The sequence below is a fragment of the Pseudomonas sp. ADAK7 genome, from assembly GCF_012935675.1.
Lineage (GTDB): Bacteria > Pseudomonadota > Gammaproteobacteria > Pseudomonadales > Pseudomonadaceae > Aquipseudomonas.
This window is the reverse complement of record NZ_CP052861.1, coordinates 6,728,771-6,744,904: the sequence shown is the minus strand read 5'-3', so window position 1 is coordinate 6,744,904 and position 16,134 is coordinate 6,728,771. Positions and strand designations below refer to the sequence as shown.

17 protein-coding genes are annotated in these 16,134 nt (G+C 61.4%); 9 read left to right on the top strand and 8 right to left on the bottom strand.

Annotation, left to right across the window (positions count from 1 at the left end; all coding sequences use genetic code 11):
• Window positions 1-306 (bottom strand): PepSY domain-containing protein, encoded by a 306-nt coding sequence (locus HKK53_RS30845; RefSeq protein WP_169373877.1) that lies wholly within the window; start codon window positions 304-306, stop codon window positions 1-3.
• On the bottom strand, window positions 306-614 hold the full coding sequence (locus HKK53_RS30840) for a PepSY domain-containing protein (RefSeq protein WP_169373876.1): 309 nt from the start codon (window positions 612-614) through the stop codon (window positions 306-308). Before HKK53_RS30840 ends, HKK53_RS30845 begins: the two co-directional genes overlap by 1 nt.
• Before the next feature lie 242 nt (window positions 615-856).
• On the opposite strand from HKK53_RS30840, the gene HKK53_RS30835 reads away from it, so the two are divergent.
• From HKK53_RS30835 to codA, 6 genes are all read left to right on the top strand, one after another.
• Entirely contained in the window at window positions 857-1,936 is a 1,080-nt protein-coding gene (locus HKK53_RS30835; protein ID WP_169374321.1) for a patatin-like phospholipase family protein, read from the top strand.
• Between the two features lie 75 nt (window positions 1,937-2,011).
• On the top strand, window positions 2,012-2,368 hold the full coding sequence (gene queD, locus HKK53_RS30830) for a 6-carboxytetrahydropterin synthase QueD (RefSeq protein WP_123409926.1): 357 nt from the start codon (window positions 2,012-2,014) through the stop codon (window positions 2,366-2,368).
• 111 nt (window positions 2,369-2,479) lie between these two features.
• Window positions 2,480-2,932: a GNAT family N-acetyltransferase gene (locus HKK53_RS30825; protein ID WP_169373875.1), complete on the top strand. Its 453-nt coding sequence runs from the start codon at window positions 2,480-2,482 to the stop codon at window positions 2,930-2,932.
• A gap of 110 nt (window positions 2,933-3,042) precedes the next feature.
• Window positions 3,043-3,867: an alpha/beta fold hydrolase gene (locus tag HKK53_RS30820; RefSeq protein WP_169373874.1), complete on the top strand. Its 825-nt coding sequence runs from the start codon at window positions 3,043-3,045 to the stop codon at window positions 3,865-3,867.
• A 270-nt stretch (window positions 3,868-4,137) separates the two neighbouring features.
• The gene (codB, locus tag HKK53_RS30815; protein ID WP_169373873.1) at window positions 4,138-5,409 is read left to right on the top strand and encodes a cytosine permease; all 1,272 of its coding nucleotides are present in this window, start codon (window positions 4,138-4,140) and stop codon (window positions 5,407-5,409) included.
• Between the two features lie 13 nt (window positions 5,410-5,422).
• Window positions 5,423-6,667, top strand: coding sequence for a cytosine deaminase (codA, locus tag HKK53_RS30810; RefSeq protein WP_149661325.1), 1,245 nt, complete (start codon window positions 5,423-5,425; stop codon window positions 6,665-6,667).
• 99 nt (window positions 6,668-6,766) lie between these two features.
• Here codA and HKK53_RS30805 read toward each other — a convergent pair whose 3' ends face one another.
• Entirely contained in the window at window positions 6,767-7,759 is a 993-nt protein-coding gene (locus HKK53_RS30805) for a diaminopimelate epimerase (RefSeq protein WP_169373872.1), read from the bottom strand.
• 205 nt (window positions 7,760-7,964) lie between these two features.
• Here HKK53_RS30805 and HKK53_RS30800 point away from each other — a divergent pair, with 205 nt between their 5' ends.
• Entirely contained in the window at window positions 7,965-8,621 is a 657-nt protein-coding gene (locus HKK53_RS30800) for a carboxymuconolactone decarboxylase family protein (RefSeq protein ID WP_169373871.1), read from the top strand.
• On the opposite strand, the gene HKK53_RS30795 is transcribed toward HKK53_RS30800, so the two are convergent.
• On the bottom strand, window positions 8,608-9,384 hold the full coding sequence (locus tag HKK53_RS30795; protein ID WP_169373870.1) for an AraC family transcriptional regulator: 777 nt from the start codon (window positions 9,382-9,384) through the stop codon (window positions 8,608-8,610). The genes HKK53_RS30800 and HKK53_RS30795 overlap by 14 nt on opposite strands.
• A 92-nt stretch (window positions 9,385-9,476) precedes the next feature.
• On the opposite strand from HKK53_RS30795, the gene HKK53_RS30790 reads away from it, so the two are divergent.
• Window positions 9,477-9,728: a hypothetical protein gene (locus HKK53_RS30790; protein WP_169373869.1), complete on the top strand. Its 252-nt coding sequence runs from the start codon at window positions 9,477-9,479 to the stop codon at window positions 9,726-9,728.
• Window positions 9,729-9,865: 137 nt separating this feature from the next.
• A complete protein-coding gene (locus HKK53_RS30785) occupies window positions 9,866-11,017 on the top strand; it encodes an MFS transporter (RefSeq protein WP_169373868.1) in 1,152 nt (383 codons plus the stop codon).
• An 84-nt stretch (window positions 11,018-11,101) separates the two neighbouring features.
• On the opposite strand, the gene HKK53_RS30780 is transcribed toward HKK53_RS30785, so the two are convergent.
• The 4 genes from HKK53_RS30780 to HKK53_RS30765 all read right to left on the bottom strand — a co-directional run bounded on the left by HKK53_RS30780 (window position 11,102) and on the right by HKK53_RS30765 (window position 15,625).
• Complete coding sequence (locus tag HKK53_RS30780; RefSeq protein WP_169373867.1) at window positions 11,102-13,525, bottom strand: TonB-dependent siderophore receptor; 2,424 nt, start codon at window positions 13,523-13,525, stop codon at window positions 11,102-11,104.
• A gap of 97 nt (window positions 13,526-13,622) precedes the next feature.
• Complete coding sequence (locus HKK53_RS30775) at window positions 13,623-14,597, bottom strand: FecR family protein (protein WP_169373866.1); 975 nt, start codon at window positions 14,595-14,597, stop codon at window positions 13,623-13,625.
• Between the two features lie 40 nt (window positions 14,598-14,637).
• Window positions 14,638-15,138 (bottom strand): sigma-70 family RNA polymerase sigma factor, encoded by a 501-nt coding sequence (locus tag HKK53_RS30770; RefSeq protein ID WP_054617329.1) that lies wholly within the window; start codon window positions 15,136-15,138, stop codon window positions 14,638-14,640.
• Between the two features lie 103 nt (window positions 15,139-15,241).
• A complete protein-coding gene (locus HKK53_RS30765; protein ID WP_169373865.1) occupies window positions 15,242-15,625 on the bottom strand; it encodes a c-type cytochrome in 384 nt (127 codons plus the stop codon).
• Window positions 15,626-16,134: the final 509 nt, after the last annotated feature.

Below are 16,134 nucleotides of genomic sequence, written 5' to 3'. Positions count from 1 at the left end.
TCAATCTTCCTTGTCTTTCAATAAACGGCCGGTTGCGGCCTCGATGTCCAATTCGCGGACCACGCCTTCGGTGGTCAGCAACTCGACTTCATAAATGTAGACGTCGTGTTTTTCTTCCAGCTCGGCTTCCAGCAATTTGGAGCCGGGATAGCGATCGAGCGCCTGCTGCAACAGCTGCTCCAGCGGCAGGATCACGCCCTGCTGCCGCAAGCGCAGCGCCTCGTCCTGATCCAGGTCGCGCGCCACGACCACCGAGCAAAACGTCAGCAACACCAACGCCGTGCGTGAAAATGAAAGCACCTTCATTACGTATCCTGATGATCCTTGAGAACCTGCCCGCTGACAGCGTCCAATTCCAGGTCCCACTCAATGCCCTGCGGGTCGCGCATTTCCACCTGATAGATGTACTTGCCGTACTCTTCTTCCAGCTCGGTTTCGGTGATGGTGGAACCGGGGTGTTTGGCCAGTGCAGTGGCGTTGAGCTTCTCGAAAGACACAATGGTACCAGCGTCGCGCAGTCTCAGGGCTTCATCGGGACCGAGGTCACGGGCGTGGGCGAGGTTGGCGGTCAGGCCGATGATGGATGCGGTGAACAGGGCAGTCAGGGTTTTCATGGGGTGTCTCCGTATTTTTTTGTGTGTTGCCTACGGAGTGCACCTTAACGGGGCGAACTTAACTGAAACTGAATTGCCATCATTGGTCATGACAACACAACATTACAGACCTGCACAAAACCCTGTAGGAGCCAGGTTTGCCGGCGAAGGCGTCCATGAAATTGCCTTCGCCGGCAAGCCTGGCTCCTACGGTGGACAAGACACATGTCTATAATCCCCGCCTGCCCGACATCGAGACCGGTATGACCGCTATCCACATCAAGTTCCCTTCCTTGACCCTCAAGGCCGGCCCTCGGGCCTTTGCGCGAATTCGTGAAAACGGCCTGGACGCTGCCGATGTCGGCACGCTGCCGGGAGCGGCCGGTGGCCCCAAGGCGTTGGGGATTCAAGGTCTGGACCTGGCGCTGTTCGGCGAATGGCTGCCCGCGGCGCCACGGGAGCGTTCGTTGATTGGCGCCTCGGTGGGTTCCTGGCGGTTCGCCAGCGCGTGCCTGCCGGATGCCGCCGAAGGTATCCGCCGCCTCGGTCATCTGTACACCGAGCAGAACTTCGACAAGGGCGTGACCATGGCGCAGATCAGCCAGAGCTCACGGCGCATGCTCGATGAGTTGCTGGACGGTCGCGATGCCTTGATTCTCGACAACGCCCATTACCGACTGAACATCATGGTGGTCAAGAGCCACGGCCTGCTCGCCCACGACCATCGCGGCCGCCTGGGGTTGGGCCTGTCGTCGGTGATCGCCGACAACCTGCGAGGCCGCGCGCGGCTATCGAAGCATTTCGAGCGGCTGATCATCCACGACCCGCGCCTGGCGCCGCCGGTCAATGCGCTGACCGATTTCCCGTCGCGCTTCGTCGCCCTGAATGCCGGCAACCTGCGTCAGGCCTTGCTCGCGTCGGGTTCGATCCCGATGGTCATGGAAGGCGTGCGCGACCTGCCGGGTGCGGGCGCCGGGACGTTCCGCGACGGCGGTCTGCTGGACTATCACCTCGACCTGCCTTACAGCGGCAATGACATCGTGCTCTATCCGCACTTCACTGATCGGGTGATTCCCGGTTGGTTCGACAAGACCCTGCCGTGGCGCCGTGCCTGTTCGAGCCGCTTGCAGGATGTCCTGCTGCTGGCGCCGTCCAAGGATTACCTGTCGCGCCTGCCCTACGGCAAGTTGCCGGACCGTAACGACTTCAAGCGCTTCATGGGCGATGCCCCGAACCGGCAGAAATACTGGCGCGCGGCGATGGATGAAAGCCGCCGCATGGGCGACGAATTTCTGGAGCTGGCCGCCAACGGTCGCCTCGGCGAACGCCTGCTGACCCTTTAGTCAGGACAAACTGGTAAACTCGCCGCCTGCCCACATCGCCGCGGCGATCGCCACCTGACAGAGCTGAAAATCACTGTGGAAATCTTCAAAGAGTTTACGTTCGAATCTGCCCACCGCCTGCCCCACGTACCGGAAGGCCACAAGTGCGGTCGCTTGCACGGTCACTCGTTCAAAGTGGCGATCCATCTCAGTGGCGACCTCGATCCGCACACGGGCTGGATCCGCGACTTCTCGGAAATCAAGGCGATCTTCAAGCCGCTCTACGAGCGCCTCGATCACAACTATTTGAACGACATTCCTGGCCTGGAAAACCCGACCAGTGAAGTGCTGGCCAAATGGATCTGGACCGAGCTGAAGCCCCTGCTGCCGGAACTCAGCGCGATTCGTATCCATGAAACCTGCACCAGCGGCTGCATCTATCACGGTGAGTAAAACCACCTGATCGAGAAGAACCACCGGCGACGGTGGTTTTTTTATGCCTGTCGTTTCGCTCTCACGCCGAGTACAGTCGGGCCCCATCCTTGGCCCAAAGGAACCCGTCCCATGTCACCGCTTATTCGCCCCGCTACGCTTGAGGATATCGCGCAGATCGAGGCCATCGTCGAGGCGGCTTACTCGCCGTACATCGAGCGCATCGGCCGAAAACCCGCGCCGATGCTGGACGACTACGCCAGCCAGGTGCTGGCCCGGCGCGTCCATGTGCTCGCCGATGAACAGGCACTCAACGGCTTCGTGGTGTTGATCGACACCGAAGAATACTTGCTGCTGGACAACATCGCGGTCAGCCCGGCAGTCAAGGGCCAAGGTTATGGCCGGCAGTTGCTGGACTTCGCCGAACGCCACGCGCTCGACGCCGGTTACCCGTCCATTCGGCTGTACACCAACGAAGCGATGAGCGAGAACATTGCGCTGTATCTGCGCCGCGGTTACGTCGAAACCCATCGAGTCGAAGAGAACGGTTTGCGCCGTGTGCACATGCGCAAGGCGCTGGGCTAAGGCTCCCACACCGCGCCATGCGTTTCGTCAGTTAGTCCAAAAGCCATCTTCAGCGGTGGTTTTTTTATGCCTATGCTTTTTGGCTCACATTTGCCAAGAGGACACCCCCGATGACTGACTGGCCGCTGCCCCAGACCTATCGCTTCAATGGGCATTCCGTGCGCTTTGCCGTACGGGGCGACGGCCCGCCGTTGGTGTTCGTGCATGGCACGCCATTTTCTTCTTACGTGTGGCACCGGATTGCGCCGCACTTCATCACCACCCATCGCGTGCATTACTTTGATCTGCTGGGTTATGGACAGTCCGCACAACCCGACAGCGACGTGTCCCTCGGTGTGCAAAACGAACTGCTGACGCAATTGCTCGAGCATTGGGGCCTGGATAGCCCGGACGTGGTGGCCCACGATTTCGGCGGCGCCACCGCCCTGCGCGCGCATCTGCTCAACGGCAAGCACTACCGCAGCCTGACGCTGATCGACCCGGTGGCGCTGACGCCCTGGGGATCGCCGTTCGTGCAGCATGTGCGCCAGCATGAGGCGGCGTTCAGTGGATTGCCCGATTACATTCAGCGGGCGATTGTGCCGGCCTATATTCGCGGCGCGATCCAGCGTGAAATCCCCGACCATGAGCTGGCGCCGTATGTGCAGCCATGGCTGGGGGAGCCGGGGCAAGCGGCGTTCTACCGACAGATCGCGCAGATGGACCAGCGCTATACCCGTGAGGCCGAAGGGCTGTACCCGACGATTCGGTGCCCGGTGCAGATCCTGTGGGGGGAGGATGATCAGTGGATTCCCATTGAACGCGGGCGGGCGTTGCATGGAATGATTCCAGGATCGCGGTTTCAGGCGATTCCGAATGCCGGGCATTTGCTGCAGGAAGATGCGCCCGAGGCCATCGTCGCGGCGCTGCTGCGGTTTTTGCCCTCGATCAGTTGATGATCGTTCCCACGCTCCGCGTGGGAATGCAGCCCGGGACGCTCCGCGTCCCCTCCAGAAGCGATTGCTGCGCGTCCATTGAGGCATTCCCACGCAGAGCGTGGGAACGATCATCACGCCATCATCGCTCCTACATGAGTCTTGAGGTCCATCCGTTGCACCGTTTTCGCGCTCTGGTTCCCCGCCTCGTCTATAAATAACCCCAGCACCCCACGCCTGGCACGACCACTGCAACCCCCTTCGCGTCTCTCATCCAGCAAGGAACGCCCCATGACGCAGAACGACCCGGGTAACGATTACCCCCTCAGCGAAGTCCCGATGCACGCCCGCAAAGGCCTGGCCTCCACGGCCATGGTACTGCTGGGTTTCACCTTCTTCACCGCGACCATGTTTGCCGGCGGCAAGCTCGGCGTAGCGTTCAGTTTTGGCGAGATGATGGCGGTGATTATCGTTGGCAATCTGCTGCTGGGGATTTACGCCGCCGGCCTCGGCTACATCGCCTTCAAGAGTGGCCTCAACTCGGTATTGATGGGCCGCTTCTGCTTCGGCGAAGTGGGCAGCAAGCTCAGTGACTTGATCCTCGGCTTCACCCAGATCGGCTGGTACGCCTGGGGCACGGCCACGGCCGCCGTGGTGCTGGGCAAGTATTTCGAACTGGAGCAAGGCTCGGTGCTGGGGCTGATGGTGCTGTTCGGCCTGGTGTTTTGCGCGACGGCGTATGTCGGTTATCGCGGGCTGGAGATTCTGTCGTACATCGCGGTGCCAGCGATGATGTTGCTGCTGATGCTGTCGATGTGGGTCGCAACGGTGAAGGTCGGCGGGCTCGACGGCTTGCTCGCGGTGCTGCCGAGCGGCACGCTGGATTGGTCGACCGCGATTACCCTGGTGTTCGGCACCTTCGTCAGCGGTGCGACCCAGGCGACTAACTGGACGCGCTTCTCGCGCTCGGCGCGGGTGGCGGTGTTGGCGAGCCTGATCGGCTTCTTCATCGGCAACGGCTTGATGGTATTGATCGGCGCCTACGGGGCGATCGTCTATCAGCAGCCGGACGTGGTCGAAGTGCTGCTGTTGCAAGGTTTCGCCATGGCGGCAATGGCGATGTTGCTGCTCAATATCTGGAGCACCCAGGACAACACCATCTACAATTTCGCCGTCGCCGGTTGCAACCTGCTGCGCACCGGCCGGCGCAAAACCGTGACCCTGGCCGGCGCCGTGATCGGCACGCTGCTCGCGCTGCTGGGCATGTACGACCTGCTGGTGCCCTACCTGATTTTGCTCGGCACGGTGATTCCGCCGATTGGCGGTGTGATCATGGCGGACTTTTTCTTTCGTTATCGCGGTCAATATCCTCGTCTGGCCGATGCCCGGCTGCCGGCGTTCAACTGGCCCGGCCTGAGTGCTTATGCGGTCGGCACGATCGCCGCGTTCAGCTCGCCGTGGGTCGCGCCGCTGGTAGGCATCGCCGCTGCCGCGCTAACGTATGTGATATTGACCGGCGTGCTGGGTGTCCGCACTGCCGATGCACCACTACAAGATCTCTAAAAGGATTCGCCTGATGCACATCATCAACGCCCGCCTGCGCAACCAAGAAGGCCTGCATGAGTTGCACCTGGAAAACGGCCTGATCGGCAACATCGCCCGCCAGACCGAAGCCCCGACCCTGGGGCCCGACGACCTCGACGCCGGCGGCAACCTGGTGGTGCCGCCCTTCGTCGAGCCGCACATTCACCTCGACGCAACGCTGACGGCCGGTGAGCCACGCTGGAACATGAGCGGCACGCTGTTCGAAGGCATCGAATGCTGGGGCGAGCGCAAGGCCACCATCACCCTGGAAGACACCAAGACCCGCGCCAAAAAAACCATCCAGACCCTGGCAGCCCACGGCATCCAGCATGTGCGCACCCACGTCGATGTCACCGACCCGACCTTGACCGCGCTCAAGGCGATGCTCGAAGTGCGCGAGGAAAGTCGGCACCTGATCGACCTGCAAATCGTCGCGTTCCCCCAGGAAGGCATCGAGTCCTACCGCAACGGTCGCGAGCTGATGGAAGAAGCCATTCGCATGGGCGCCGATGTGGTTGGCGGCATTCCGCATTTCGAATACACGCGGGATCAAGGCGTCAGCTCGGTGAAATTCCTGATGGACCTGGCCGAACGCACCGGTTGCCTGGTGGATGTGCATTGCGACGAAACCGACGACCCGCATTCCCGCTTCCTCGAAGTGCTCGCCGAAGAAGCCCGCAGCCGCGACATGGGTTCGCGCGTCACGGCCAGCCACACCACGGCGATGGGCTCTTACGACAACGCGTACTGCGCCAAGCTGTTCCGCCTGCTCGGGCATTCCGGTATCAGCTTCGTCTCCTGCCCCACCGAAAGCATTCACCTGCAAGGCCGCTTCGATAACTTCCCGAAACGCCGCGGCGTCACCCGCGTCAACGAGTTGCTCGAAGCGGGGATGAACGTGTGTTTCGGCCAGGATTCGATCGTCGATCCGTGGTATCCGCTGGGCAACGGCAACATCCTGCGCGTCCTCGAAGCCGGCTTGCACATCTGCCATATGCTCGGCTACCGCAACCTGCAAAGCGCGCTGGATTTGGTGACCGACAACAGCGCCAAAGCCATGGCCCTGGGTGATCGCTACGGACTTGAGCGTGGGCGGCCGGCGAACTTGCTGATCCTGTCGGCGGACAGCGATTACGAAGTGATTCGCAGCCAGGGCCTGCCGCTGTATTCGATTCGCGGGGGTGAGGTGTTGATGAAGCGGCAGATGCCGGTGGTGGAGTGGCCGCAACAGGTGTGAATGTTCGCTGACTGGGCGGGCCTCTTCGCGGGCAAGCCTCGCTCCTGCAGGATGCGTAACCTGTAGGAGCAAGGCTTGCCCGCGATGGCGATCCTGAATTCACCCCATCAACCGCGCCGAACCGAATAACCTCACCCGACTCAATTCACCGCCCTGCTCTTCCAACAAAATCGGCGCCGTGCCGCCCGGCATGACCACCTTCACCTCGCCCGCCTTCACCCAGCCCACCCGCCACGCCGCGCACGCCACCGCACTGGCGCTGGTACCTGAGGATGCGGTCGGACCTTCCCCGCGTTCGAACACTCGGGCCACGATTCGTCCTTCGGATTCGAGCATCGCCCATTGCAGATTCACCCCCGCCGCACAGGGCTGCCCGGCGCCGGTCGGCGTGGCATAAGCGATGCGTGTCAGCCCTTCGGATAACGCCGGTTCGCGCATCTGCTCATTGCTCGGCAGAGTGGCGGCGTCGGTGAGCAGCGTCACGCAATGGGGATTGCCGATGCGCACAAACTGACTCCGCGCCCAGGCTGGATCGAGCGCCGACAACGGTTGCACATGGCTGATATCTCGGCCATTCAGCGTCATGTTTTCAACCCCCAGCGCGCCCACCGCTTGCGGCCCGAACGAGGGTTGGCCCAAGTCCAGCCAGAACCCGCGAACGCCATCGACCTCGGCCGGTTTCACTGAGGTCTCCACCGGCGAAACCGCATCGCTTTTGTCGTGATGAACCCGCAGCACGCAAGTTTCCTCGCGCGGCAGCAACCCTTGCTCACTGAGTGCCTGAGAGAAAATCGTCAAGCCATTGCCACTGCGCTCGGCCAAGGTACCGTCGGTGTTGACGATCAGCAGGTCAAAGGGCGGCGCTGCCTGGAACGGGCCGACCAGCAGGCCGTCGCAGCGATGCTCCTTGCTGCCGGGCGGTCGGGTGCCCGGAGCCCAGCCGCAAAATGCCTCGATGGCCAATAACGCCCAATGCTCGCGGGTTTGCGCGGCATGGTCTGCCTGTGCGGGCACCTCGACACCGCAGTGCCGCACGGCATCAGGCGTCACGACCGCGTAGATATTGCCTCGGGCATCGTAAAACGGCGTCATGGATCGGTCCTTAAGTCAGCCGCAAAAGAGTCCGTACTGTAGGGGCTGCCGAGAAAAATCTCACCTGGCGCAAAAGACTGGCTAAGGTGAAATCATCGACGTACGCATGCCGTCGATGCCCACAAATCACCGAGATGGACGCCCTGTGATGCCGTAGTTCGCGCGTAGTTGAACAGACGCCATCCTCTTTGCAGAGGACGCGACAATGAGCAACAAACACCCTGCTTCCCCCATGGCCACGCTGTATCACGAGGGCCGGGAAACCTTTATTGATCTGGTCCCGGACGGCGGCGCTCGCCTGGATGCGCTGTTTCACACCGTTCCGGCCTTGGGCGAATTGGCGGTGGGGGTGGTTTATGGCCACTTGCACAGCCGCCCAGCCCTGGACCCGCGCCTGCGTGAGGCGGTGTCGTTTGCCGCGATTATCGCGGCGGGCATGGTCGGACCGCCGCTGAGTGTGCATTTCAAGACCGGACTGGCCTCGGGGCTCGCCCCCGGCGAGGTGGTCGAGGTGCTGTTACAGGCGTCGGCATTCACCGGGTTTCCCAGGGCGGTGGCTTCGGCGGATCAACTCAATCGGCTGTTCGATGACGCGGGCTTGGAGTCGCCGCCGGCTCCGTCGCCACGGACCGTTGTGCTGGTATTTTGCGAAAAGGTTCGCCAAGGCAAACCGCCGATTCCCGTCAGCACGGGCATCAAGCGACTGTTAAAGCAATCGGAACGTTTCGGCGTTCAGGCGACGGCAGCGCAAACGGTGATCGTCGAATGTTTCGACCATGAGCATTCGACGCCGTCCGGGTTGCTTTATCTGTGGGTGGAGGGCGAACAGGTCAGCAAAGTGACGCTATTTAAGGCCCAGTGAAATACCGCCCCGGCGTCACCCCAAACGTGCGCCGGAACATCGCAATAAACGCGCTGACATTGTCATACCCCAACTCCAGCGCAACGGTGGTCACCGGCTCACCTGTCGCCAGCAGTTCCAGCGCCCGCAACAACCGCGCGCGCTGGCGCCATTGGCTGAAGGTGAAGCCGGTTTCGCTGACAAAGCGTCGGGCCAGGGTTCGCGCCGATAATCCACCCCACTGCGCCCATTGCTCCAGCGAGCGGTTGTCGGCCAGGTCATCGACCTGCGCCTGGCTGATGCGGCGCAATCGTGGATCGTGGGGCAGCGGCAAACCGAACGGCTCGGCGGGCGATGCGGCAATTTCGTCGAGGATGAGTTGGGCGATCCGTTCCCGGCGTTGATCCCGCGCGCCCTCGTCCCAGGTCGCGGCGCGATCTACGGCTTCGCGCAGTAGGCCCGAGGTCGCGATGATGCATGGCTCTCGCGGTAGCGTGGCACATGCCGGCGCCGCCACGTAGACGCTCCAGCCATGGAACGGACCATGGGAGCGCAAGCCGTGCGGGCAGTCCGGTGGAATCCACACCGCATGAGTGGCCGGCACCACCCAATGGTGATCCGCCGCGTCCACCGACAATAACCCGCGCCGCGCGCCCAGTAATTGTCCACGAGCATGCTGGTGCAACGCGCTTTGGCGTTCGACCGAGCTGTCCAGCGTGACGGCAATCACCGGCGCAGCGGTCGAGGACTGCACCAGTTCGGTGGATATCAGCGGCATAACCATTGGCAGTTTTACGTTATCGAATGACCTGGATGACGCAGTTTAGCCACAACCAACCCTTTAGGCTGAGCACTCTTTCAACAGGAGTCACCGTTATGCGCGCCGAAGACCTGCTTCCCGACCATCTCGACCAAGGCGAATTCAACGGCACCACCGTGCGCAAAGGCACGGTCGGGGCTTTCCTGATCAATGCACGAGTACTCGCCGATCCGCATGCCAGCGATGAACTGCGGCGCCAGGCCGAGCAGGACATTGTCTCGGCTTTGCCGGCGCTGCGGGCGTTGGGTTTGTTCGAGATTCTGCAAGTGCGAGACGAACAGCTTCGTCGATTGTGCGCAGGACAGTGACACCCGCGCTCGCGATGGAGGGTCAGGCTGTGCAAGGATGTCACCCTGCCTGACCGCGAACCGCTGCGGACGCTGATCGAACCTGACCGGTAAGTCACTGTCCCTTGGGTACGCGACGTTTTTTGCCAAGGATCGATATGACCAACCTCAACACGCAAGCCGCCTTTGTTCCCGGACGCCTGGAACAGATGTCCACCCGCATCGCCTTTTTCATCGCCGGTTTCGGCATCGCCGCGTGGGCGCCACTGGTGCCGTATGCCAAGGCGCGGGCCGGGCTGGACGAAGGGACCCTCGGCTTGCTGCTGTTGTGCCTGGGGGTGGGCTCGATTATTGCGATGCCGGTGGCGGGGATTCTGGCCACGCGGTTTGGCTGTCGTCGCGTGGTCAGCGCCGGGGTGTTGCTGATTTGCGCGGCGCTGCCGTTGCTGGCGACGGTGTCGTCGATTCCGGCGTTGATCGCGGCGCTGTTCATGTTTGGCGCGGGCCTGGGCACGGTGGATTCGACGGTGAACCTGCAAGCGGTGATCGTCGAACGGGCCAGCGGCAAGACCATGATGTCGGGCTTCCACGGCTTGTTCAGCCTGGGCGGGATCGTTGGGGCTGCGGGTGTCAGCGCTTTGCTCGGCCTGGGGGTTTCGCCGCTCGGCGCGACGCTGGTGGTGATCGTGATGCTGATCGTGGCCTTGCTGAAAGCGGCGCCGCATCTCTTGCCTTACGGCAGTGAAAGCTCCGGTCCGGCGTTCGCCGTGCCCCATGGCATCGTGCTGTTTATCGGCATGATGTGTTTCATCGTGTTCCTCACCGAAGGCGCGGTACTCGACTGGAGCGCGGTGTTCCTGGCCTCCGAGCGCGGGATCGACACGGCGTATGCCGGGCTCGGTTATGCGGCATTTGCGCTGACCATGACCGCCGGGCGTTTGACCGGGGATGCGATTGTGCGGCGCCTGGGCGCTACGAAGGTGATGGTGTTTGGTGGGCTGACGGCCGCTGTGGGCCTGGCGCTGGCGACGTTTGCTCCGACCTGGGAAGCGGCGCTGGTGGGTTATGCACTGGTCGGCGCGGGGTGTTCGAACATCGTGCCGGTGCTGTACACCGCAGTGGGCAAACAGACGGTCATGCCGGAAAGCATCGCCGTGCCGGCCATTACCACCCTCGGCTACGCAGGGATTCTCGCCGGGCCTGCGCTGATCGGATTTATCGCCCATGGCAGCAGTTTGAGTTTTGCGTTTGGGTTGATGGCGGTGTTGCTGGTGGCGGTGGCTATTGGCGGGAAGGTGTTGAAGGTTTGAAAAGCATCGCGGGCAAGCCTTGCTCCTACAGGATTGATTGTCTGTAGGAGCATGGCTTGCCCGCGATGAAGCCACCTCGGTCTATCAGAACCCGACGCTGGCCTGCACAAAGAACGTGCGCGGCGCACCCACGTAAATGCCCGAGTTGTTGTCGCTGGAACGGGTGAAGTACTGGTGATCAAACACGTTCTTCACCCCGGCGCCGAGTTTCAGGTTCGACAGTTGCGCACCGAAGTCATAGCCGCCACGTACGTTCCAGGTCACATAGCCCGGCATGTTGCCGAACTGCCCATCGGCGCTGCCGTCAGTGATGTAGTTGCCGTTGAAGCTGCCATCGGCGTTCACCCCAGTGCCCGGCGAGTGCTGCTTGGACTGGGCGAAACCATCGATGTTGTAGGTCCAGCGATCGATGTCGTAACGCAAACCGACGGTGGCCACCTGGCGCGAATAGAACGGCAGGTCACGGCCCTTGAAGCCCGGAATCTCGCCTTCATAGGTGGCGCGGGTGTAGGTGAAACCGGCGTTGGCGGTCAGGCCGTCGAGCCGTGGGTCGAGTGCGGACATGTCGTAATGCACCGACGCTTCCAGACCCTGGTGCTTGGTCGCGCCGAGGTTGGTCCAGCCCACGTCGTTGCTGATGTATTGCAGTTCGTCATCGAAATCGATGTAAAACAACGTCACTTCGCCGCCCCACACGTCATCGTTGTAGCGCGTACCGATCTCGTAGGTCTTGGCCTTTTCCGGGCTCAAGCCGTTGGCGGTGCTGTCACCCGAACCGCCCTGGCCAAGCTGGAAATATTGCAGGCTGCCGAACGAGGTTTCGTAGTTGGCAAACAGCTTCCAGGCATCGGACAAGTGATACATCACACTCAGGGCCGGCAGCGGTTCGTTGCTTTCGATGCTGCGGTTTTTTTCCGGAACGCGCTTGCCAGCAGTGTCGAGGACGGCGCGGTCGTGCCAGTCGGTGCTGATGTGTTCGAAGCGAATGCCCGGGGTGATGGTCCAGTTGCCGACGTCGATTTTGTTGTCGAGGTACACCGAGTTGGCTTCGGTGCCGCCAGTACGGTCCTGGAACACATGGCCGTCAGACGTCGGGGTGATCACCGGTTGGTTGTTCACCAGCGCCACGCGGCTTGATTGTTCGTGCATCGCTTCTTTGAGGTAGCGATAACCGACGCTGACTTCCTGGGTGGTCGGGCCGACATCGAATACATGGGACACCCGCGGCTCGACGCCCAGGGTGTAGTAGGAACGCGGATAGGAACTGAGGGTTCTCTGGTCGCGAGCGGCGATGGTGCTGCCACGGAAACTGTCGGTGTAATACGTCAGCACTTCGGCCTGGGTGCGGTCGTCGATCTGCCGCGCCCATTTGAAAGACACGTCCTTGCGACGGCCAGTGAAGTTGTCGTAGTCGCGGTCGGACTGGAACGGGCTGGCGTCGTACTGCTTCTGCGTCAGGCCGCCGGGCATGTCGGCGTTGGCGTCGTAGTAGTGGAAATTCAGGCTGAAATCGTCAACGTCGGTCGGCGCCCAGTGGGTCTTGAGGATCACGTCGTCGATGTCGTTGCCGTTGTTGCTTTCGCGGTAACCGTTGCCATTGACCCCGGTATACAACAGCGCCACGCCCATGCCGTTGTCTGCGGTGCCGCCGATAAACGCGGTGTCGATGTGTTTCCAGCCGCCGTGCTGGGAAGTTTCCAGGGTGGTGCCGATTTCACCGGTGGCTTTCTCCGGGATGGCGCGGGTGACGAAGTTGATCACGCCGCCGACGTTCTGCGGCCCATAACGCACGGAACCGGCGCCGCGCACCACGTCGATGCTGTCGAGGTTGCCCGAGGAGATCGGTGCCATCGACAGTTGCGGCTGGCCATACGGGGCAAACGCGGCCGGTACGCCGTCGATCAACACCGTGGAGCGCGGCGACAGGCGCGAGGTCAGGCCGCGTACGCCGACGTTCAGGGCGATATCGCTGCCGCCGGTGCCGTTGGCGTCCTGCACTTGCACGCCAGGGACACGGCGCAGCACGTCGCCGACGTTCATTGCGCCCTGCTCGATCATCGCTTCGCGGCGGATCACGGTGCGGGCGCCGGGGTGGTTTTGCACCACGGCGGCGTCGGCGTCACCGAGCCAGTCACCAACCACCTTGATGTCGGTCACGCCCAGTTCCAGCGGGCCGTTGGACGCGGCCGTCGGCGCGGGTGTCAGGGTCACCGAGCCTTCATTGATCTGGTATTCCAGGCCACTGCCCTGCAGCAATTGGCGCAGCGCCTGTTCCGGCGAAAGATTACCGTCCACCGCCGGGGCCTGTTTGCCGGCGACCAGTTCCGGGCTGAAAAAAACCTGTAGCGAGGTTTGCTGGCCGAGCTGACTCAGGGCCTGGCCCAACGGCTGGGCCTGGATATGAATGGCATCGGCGGCGAACGCCTGAGGCAGCGCGGCGCTGACAGCCAATGCCAGCGCGAGCGGCAGCCAAGGTGATTTGTTGTTTTTAGCGATGGTTTTTTTCACGTCGAACGTTGTCCTGTGGATCGCAAGAATACGCGGCTGTTAATGCAAACCAGTTGCAGTTGGACAAGAAGACGAAGAACTCGAAAAAAACCTGAATCTATCGCGCAATTATTTCCTGACTGCCGTCGGCAAGGGTGCGCACGGCCACCGGCAGAATGCTCGGCAAGGCCTTGAGCAGCGCGTCGGTGTTGTCGGATTTGAACACGCTGGTCAGGCGCAGATTGCCCACTTTGTCGCTGCTGACCGTCAGCGGCTTCTCGCGATAGCGCGACACTTCGGCGGCGACTTCGGCCAGGCTGGCGTTGTTGAACACCAGTTTGCCGCTGCGCCAGGCGGTCAGTTCCTGCGGGTTGACCGCGTACGCCGTAGCCACTTTGCCCTGGGCATCGATATGCGTACCGAGGCCTGCGGTAAGGCTGATGAAATCGGCGCCGTAGCCCTGAACTTTGACTGTGCCCTGCTCCACCGCGACCTTGGTTTGGCTCAGGTCCCGGCGCACATCGAAGCGGGTGCCGGTGACCGTGACCTGGCCGTTGCCCGTTTCAACCACGAACGGCCGGCGGGTGTCGTGCTCGACGCTGAACATCGCCTCGCCTTCACTCAGCTCGATGCCGCGCCGATTCTTTTCAAAGCGCACCTGCACCCGGCTGCGGCTGTTGAGGTCGATGATCGAACCGTCCGGCAACGCCACATGCCGGCGCTCGCCCAACGCCGTGGAAAATTCCGCGGTGTAGGTCGTCGGATGATTCAAGCCGCTGAACAGGCCCAACCCGAGCGCCACCGCCAACACACTGGCAGCCACCGCGTAACGCACTAGCGGCCGACGTTTGCGTCGTTCCGGTGGCGCTTCGCACAAGGCTTGCAGACGCTTGGCCGGCAACAGGTCGGCCGCCGTCCACAAGCCCTGGAGCAATTGAAATTCATCTTGGTGCTGAGGATGTTCATGCAGCCAGGACTCGAAGCGTCGATGTTCCACGACGTCTACCGCCGGCTCCTGCAAGCGCACAAACCAGCGTGCCGCCTCGTCGCGAACCGCTGTTTGCCCGCACGCGCAATCACGAGTATCCATCATGGAAATTCCTGTTGGGCCGCTGATGAAAAGGCGCGGCCGCTCATGGCTGCAATCCGTCGAGGCGATCACGCAAGTGCCGCAGGGTGCGGATCATATACTTTTCCACCATGTTCTTGGACAGCCCCAACCGCTCGGCGATTTCCGCCTGGGTCAGGCCTTCGATCTTCTGCCAGACAAACACTTTGCGGCAGTTGATCGGCAACTCGGTGAGCGCCCGTTCAATGGAATCGGCCAACTGGATCGCATGCATGAAATGCTCCGGGTCGCCGGACGACGACACACTGTGATCAATCGCCTCGGACTCCATGGCGCCCCGCCGATCCTCACGCCGATAACCATCCACCGCAATGTTGCGCGCGGTCTGGTGCAAATATGCCCGAGGCTGCTCCACCGCCGCCGAATCCGACTCAAGCACCCGCACAAAGGTGTCGTGGGCCAGGTCCTCGGCCTGCTGACGATTTCTCAGGCGACGGGTCCAGGTGCCGATCAACTCTTCGTAATGCTCGAAAAAGCCGTGGGTGCGGGGCAGCTTGGGGGTCATTGCGGTGTGCTGTGAGAGGAAGGCGTGAATAGTAATGCTTCCTATTAAGCCCGGCAAATCATTCCTCAGGGGGTCGATGCCTGTGCTCGCGTCTCATCTCAGATCATCGTTGTTTCGAAATCACACCACTCATGTATTCATGTAAATCGCGAAAATCATTAACACTCCAAGCATGCGGCGGAATCTTTACACCATTCTCTCGCAATGTTTTTGGAATCAAGTCCCCATTGGGGCGCAGTATGATCGACGACACGATAACGCCCGGATATTCATTGAGGCGTTGCTTGAAAATGGCGGTTGTAAGGTCAGGTGTTGGAGGATTGCTCTTATTAGCCAATGGCCCTGTTCCCTTGATATCTGCGCCATGGCACACGGAACATCGCTGTAAATAGAGGTTCTTCCCATTGAGATTATCTGCAAAGGACAGTGATGTTTGAACTGGTAATAAAACTCCCAGTAAAGCGATGAATGTTATTTTCACTTCCATATGGCCTTGTTGGATAAATCAGATCTGAATCAAGGGTAAATCCCAGAAGTGCCACTGTTTCGCATTTGCTTCTGGATAAGTCAATATTCAAAAATCAGATTGACAAAGCCTTTACTAGAAGAGACTTCTTAGCGGCGAACCGCGGCCTCATCCTTGATCATTTCCCCGCGCAACTGGTCGCAATCCATCAATCCCCTCCCTGCCCCGCGCCCTGACATTCCCCAGGTACGCACCAAACAACTGGGCGGATTCATCTGCTTCAACCTCGCCCCGGCGGCACCGTCCCTACGTGATCTGTACCCCGATGCCGATGAGGAGACGCGCCGGGTAGGCCGCGCGCCAGGCATTTGATGAGGGGCCGTGACCGATAATGGCCGTCACCGAGCGCCCGCAACTGATGCAACGGATCGCCGGATTGATCGAGTAGGACGCCGATTACCTCGCGAGCCTGGAAACCTTGAACGCGGGCAAGACCCGATTGGCTGCTCAATAACGCTGTTGGATGATCG

Coding starts and splice junctions, on each gene's coding strand:
- HKK53_RS30845 (WP_169373877.1), bottom strand. CDS start 306: ATGAAGGTGCTTTCATTTTCACGCACGGCGTTGGTGTTGCTGACGTTT.
- HKK53_RS30840 (WP_169373876.1), bottom strand. CDS start 614: ATGAAAACCCTGACTGCCCTGTTCACCGCATCCATCATCGGCCTGACC.
- HKK53_RS30835 (WP_169374321.1), top strand. CDS start 857: ATGACCGCTATCCACATCAAGTTCCCTTCCTTGACCCTCAAGGCCGGC.
- HKK53_RS30825 (WP_169373875.1), top strand. CDS start 2,480: ATGTCACCGCTTATTCGCCCCGCTACGCTTGAGGATATCGCGCAGATC.
- HKK53_RS30820 (WP_169373874.1), top strand. CDS start 3,043: ATGACTGACTGGCCGCTGCCCCAGACCTATCGCTTCAATGGGCATTCC.
- codB (WP_169373873.1), top strand. CDS start 4,138: ATGACGCAGAACGACCCGGGTAACGATTACCCCCTCAGCGAAGTCCCG.
- codA (WP_149661325.1), top strand. CDS start 5,423: ATGCACATCATCAACGCCCGCCTGCGCAACCAAGAAGGCCTGCATGAG.
- HKK53_RS30805 (WP_169373872.1), bottom strand. CDS start 7,759: ATGACGCCGTTTTACGATGCCCGAGGCAATATCTACGCGGTCGTGACG.
- HKK53_RS30800 (WP_169373871.1), top strand. CDS start 7,965: ATGAGCAACAAACACCCTGCTTCCCCCATGGCCACGCTGTATCACGAG.
- HKK53_RS30795 (WP_169373870.1), bottom strand. CDS start 9,384: ATGGTTATGCCGCTGATATCCACCGAACTGGTGCAGTCCTCGACCGCT.
- HKK53_RS30790 (WP_169373869.1), top strand. CDS start 9,477: ATGCGCGCCGAAGACCTGCTTCCCGACCATCTCGACCAAGGCGAATTC.
- HKK53_RS30785 (WP_169373868.1), top strand. CDS start 9,866: ATGACCAACCTCAACACGCAAGCCGCCTTTGTTCCCGGACGCCTGGAA.
- HKK53_RS30775 (WP_169373866.1), bottom strand. CDS start 14,597: ATGATGGATACTCGTGATTGCGCGTGCGGGCAAACAGCGGTTCGCGAC.
- HKK53_RS30770 (WP_054617329.1), bottom strand. CDS start 15,138: ATGACCCCCAAGCTGCCCCGCACCCACGGCTTTTTCGAGCATTACGAA.
- HKK53_RS30765 (WP_169373865.1), bottom strand. CDS start 15,625: ATGGAAGTGAAAATAACATTCATCGCTTTACTGGGAGTTTTATTACCA.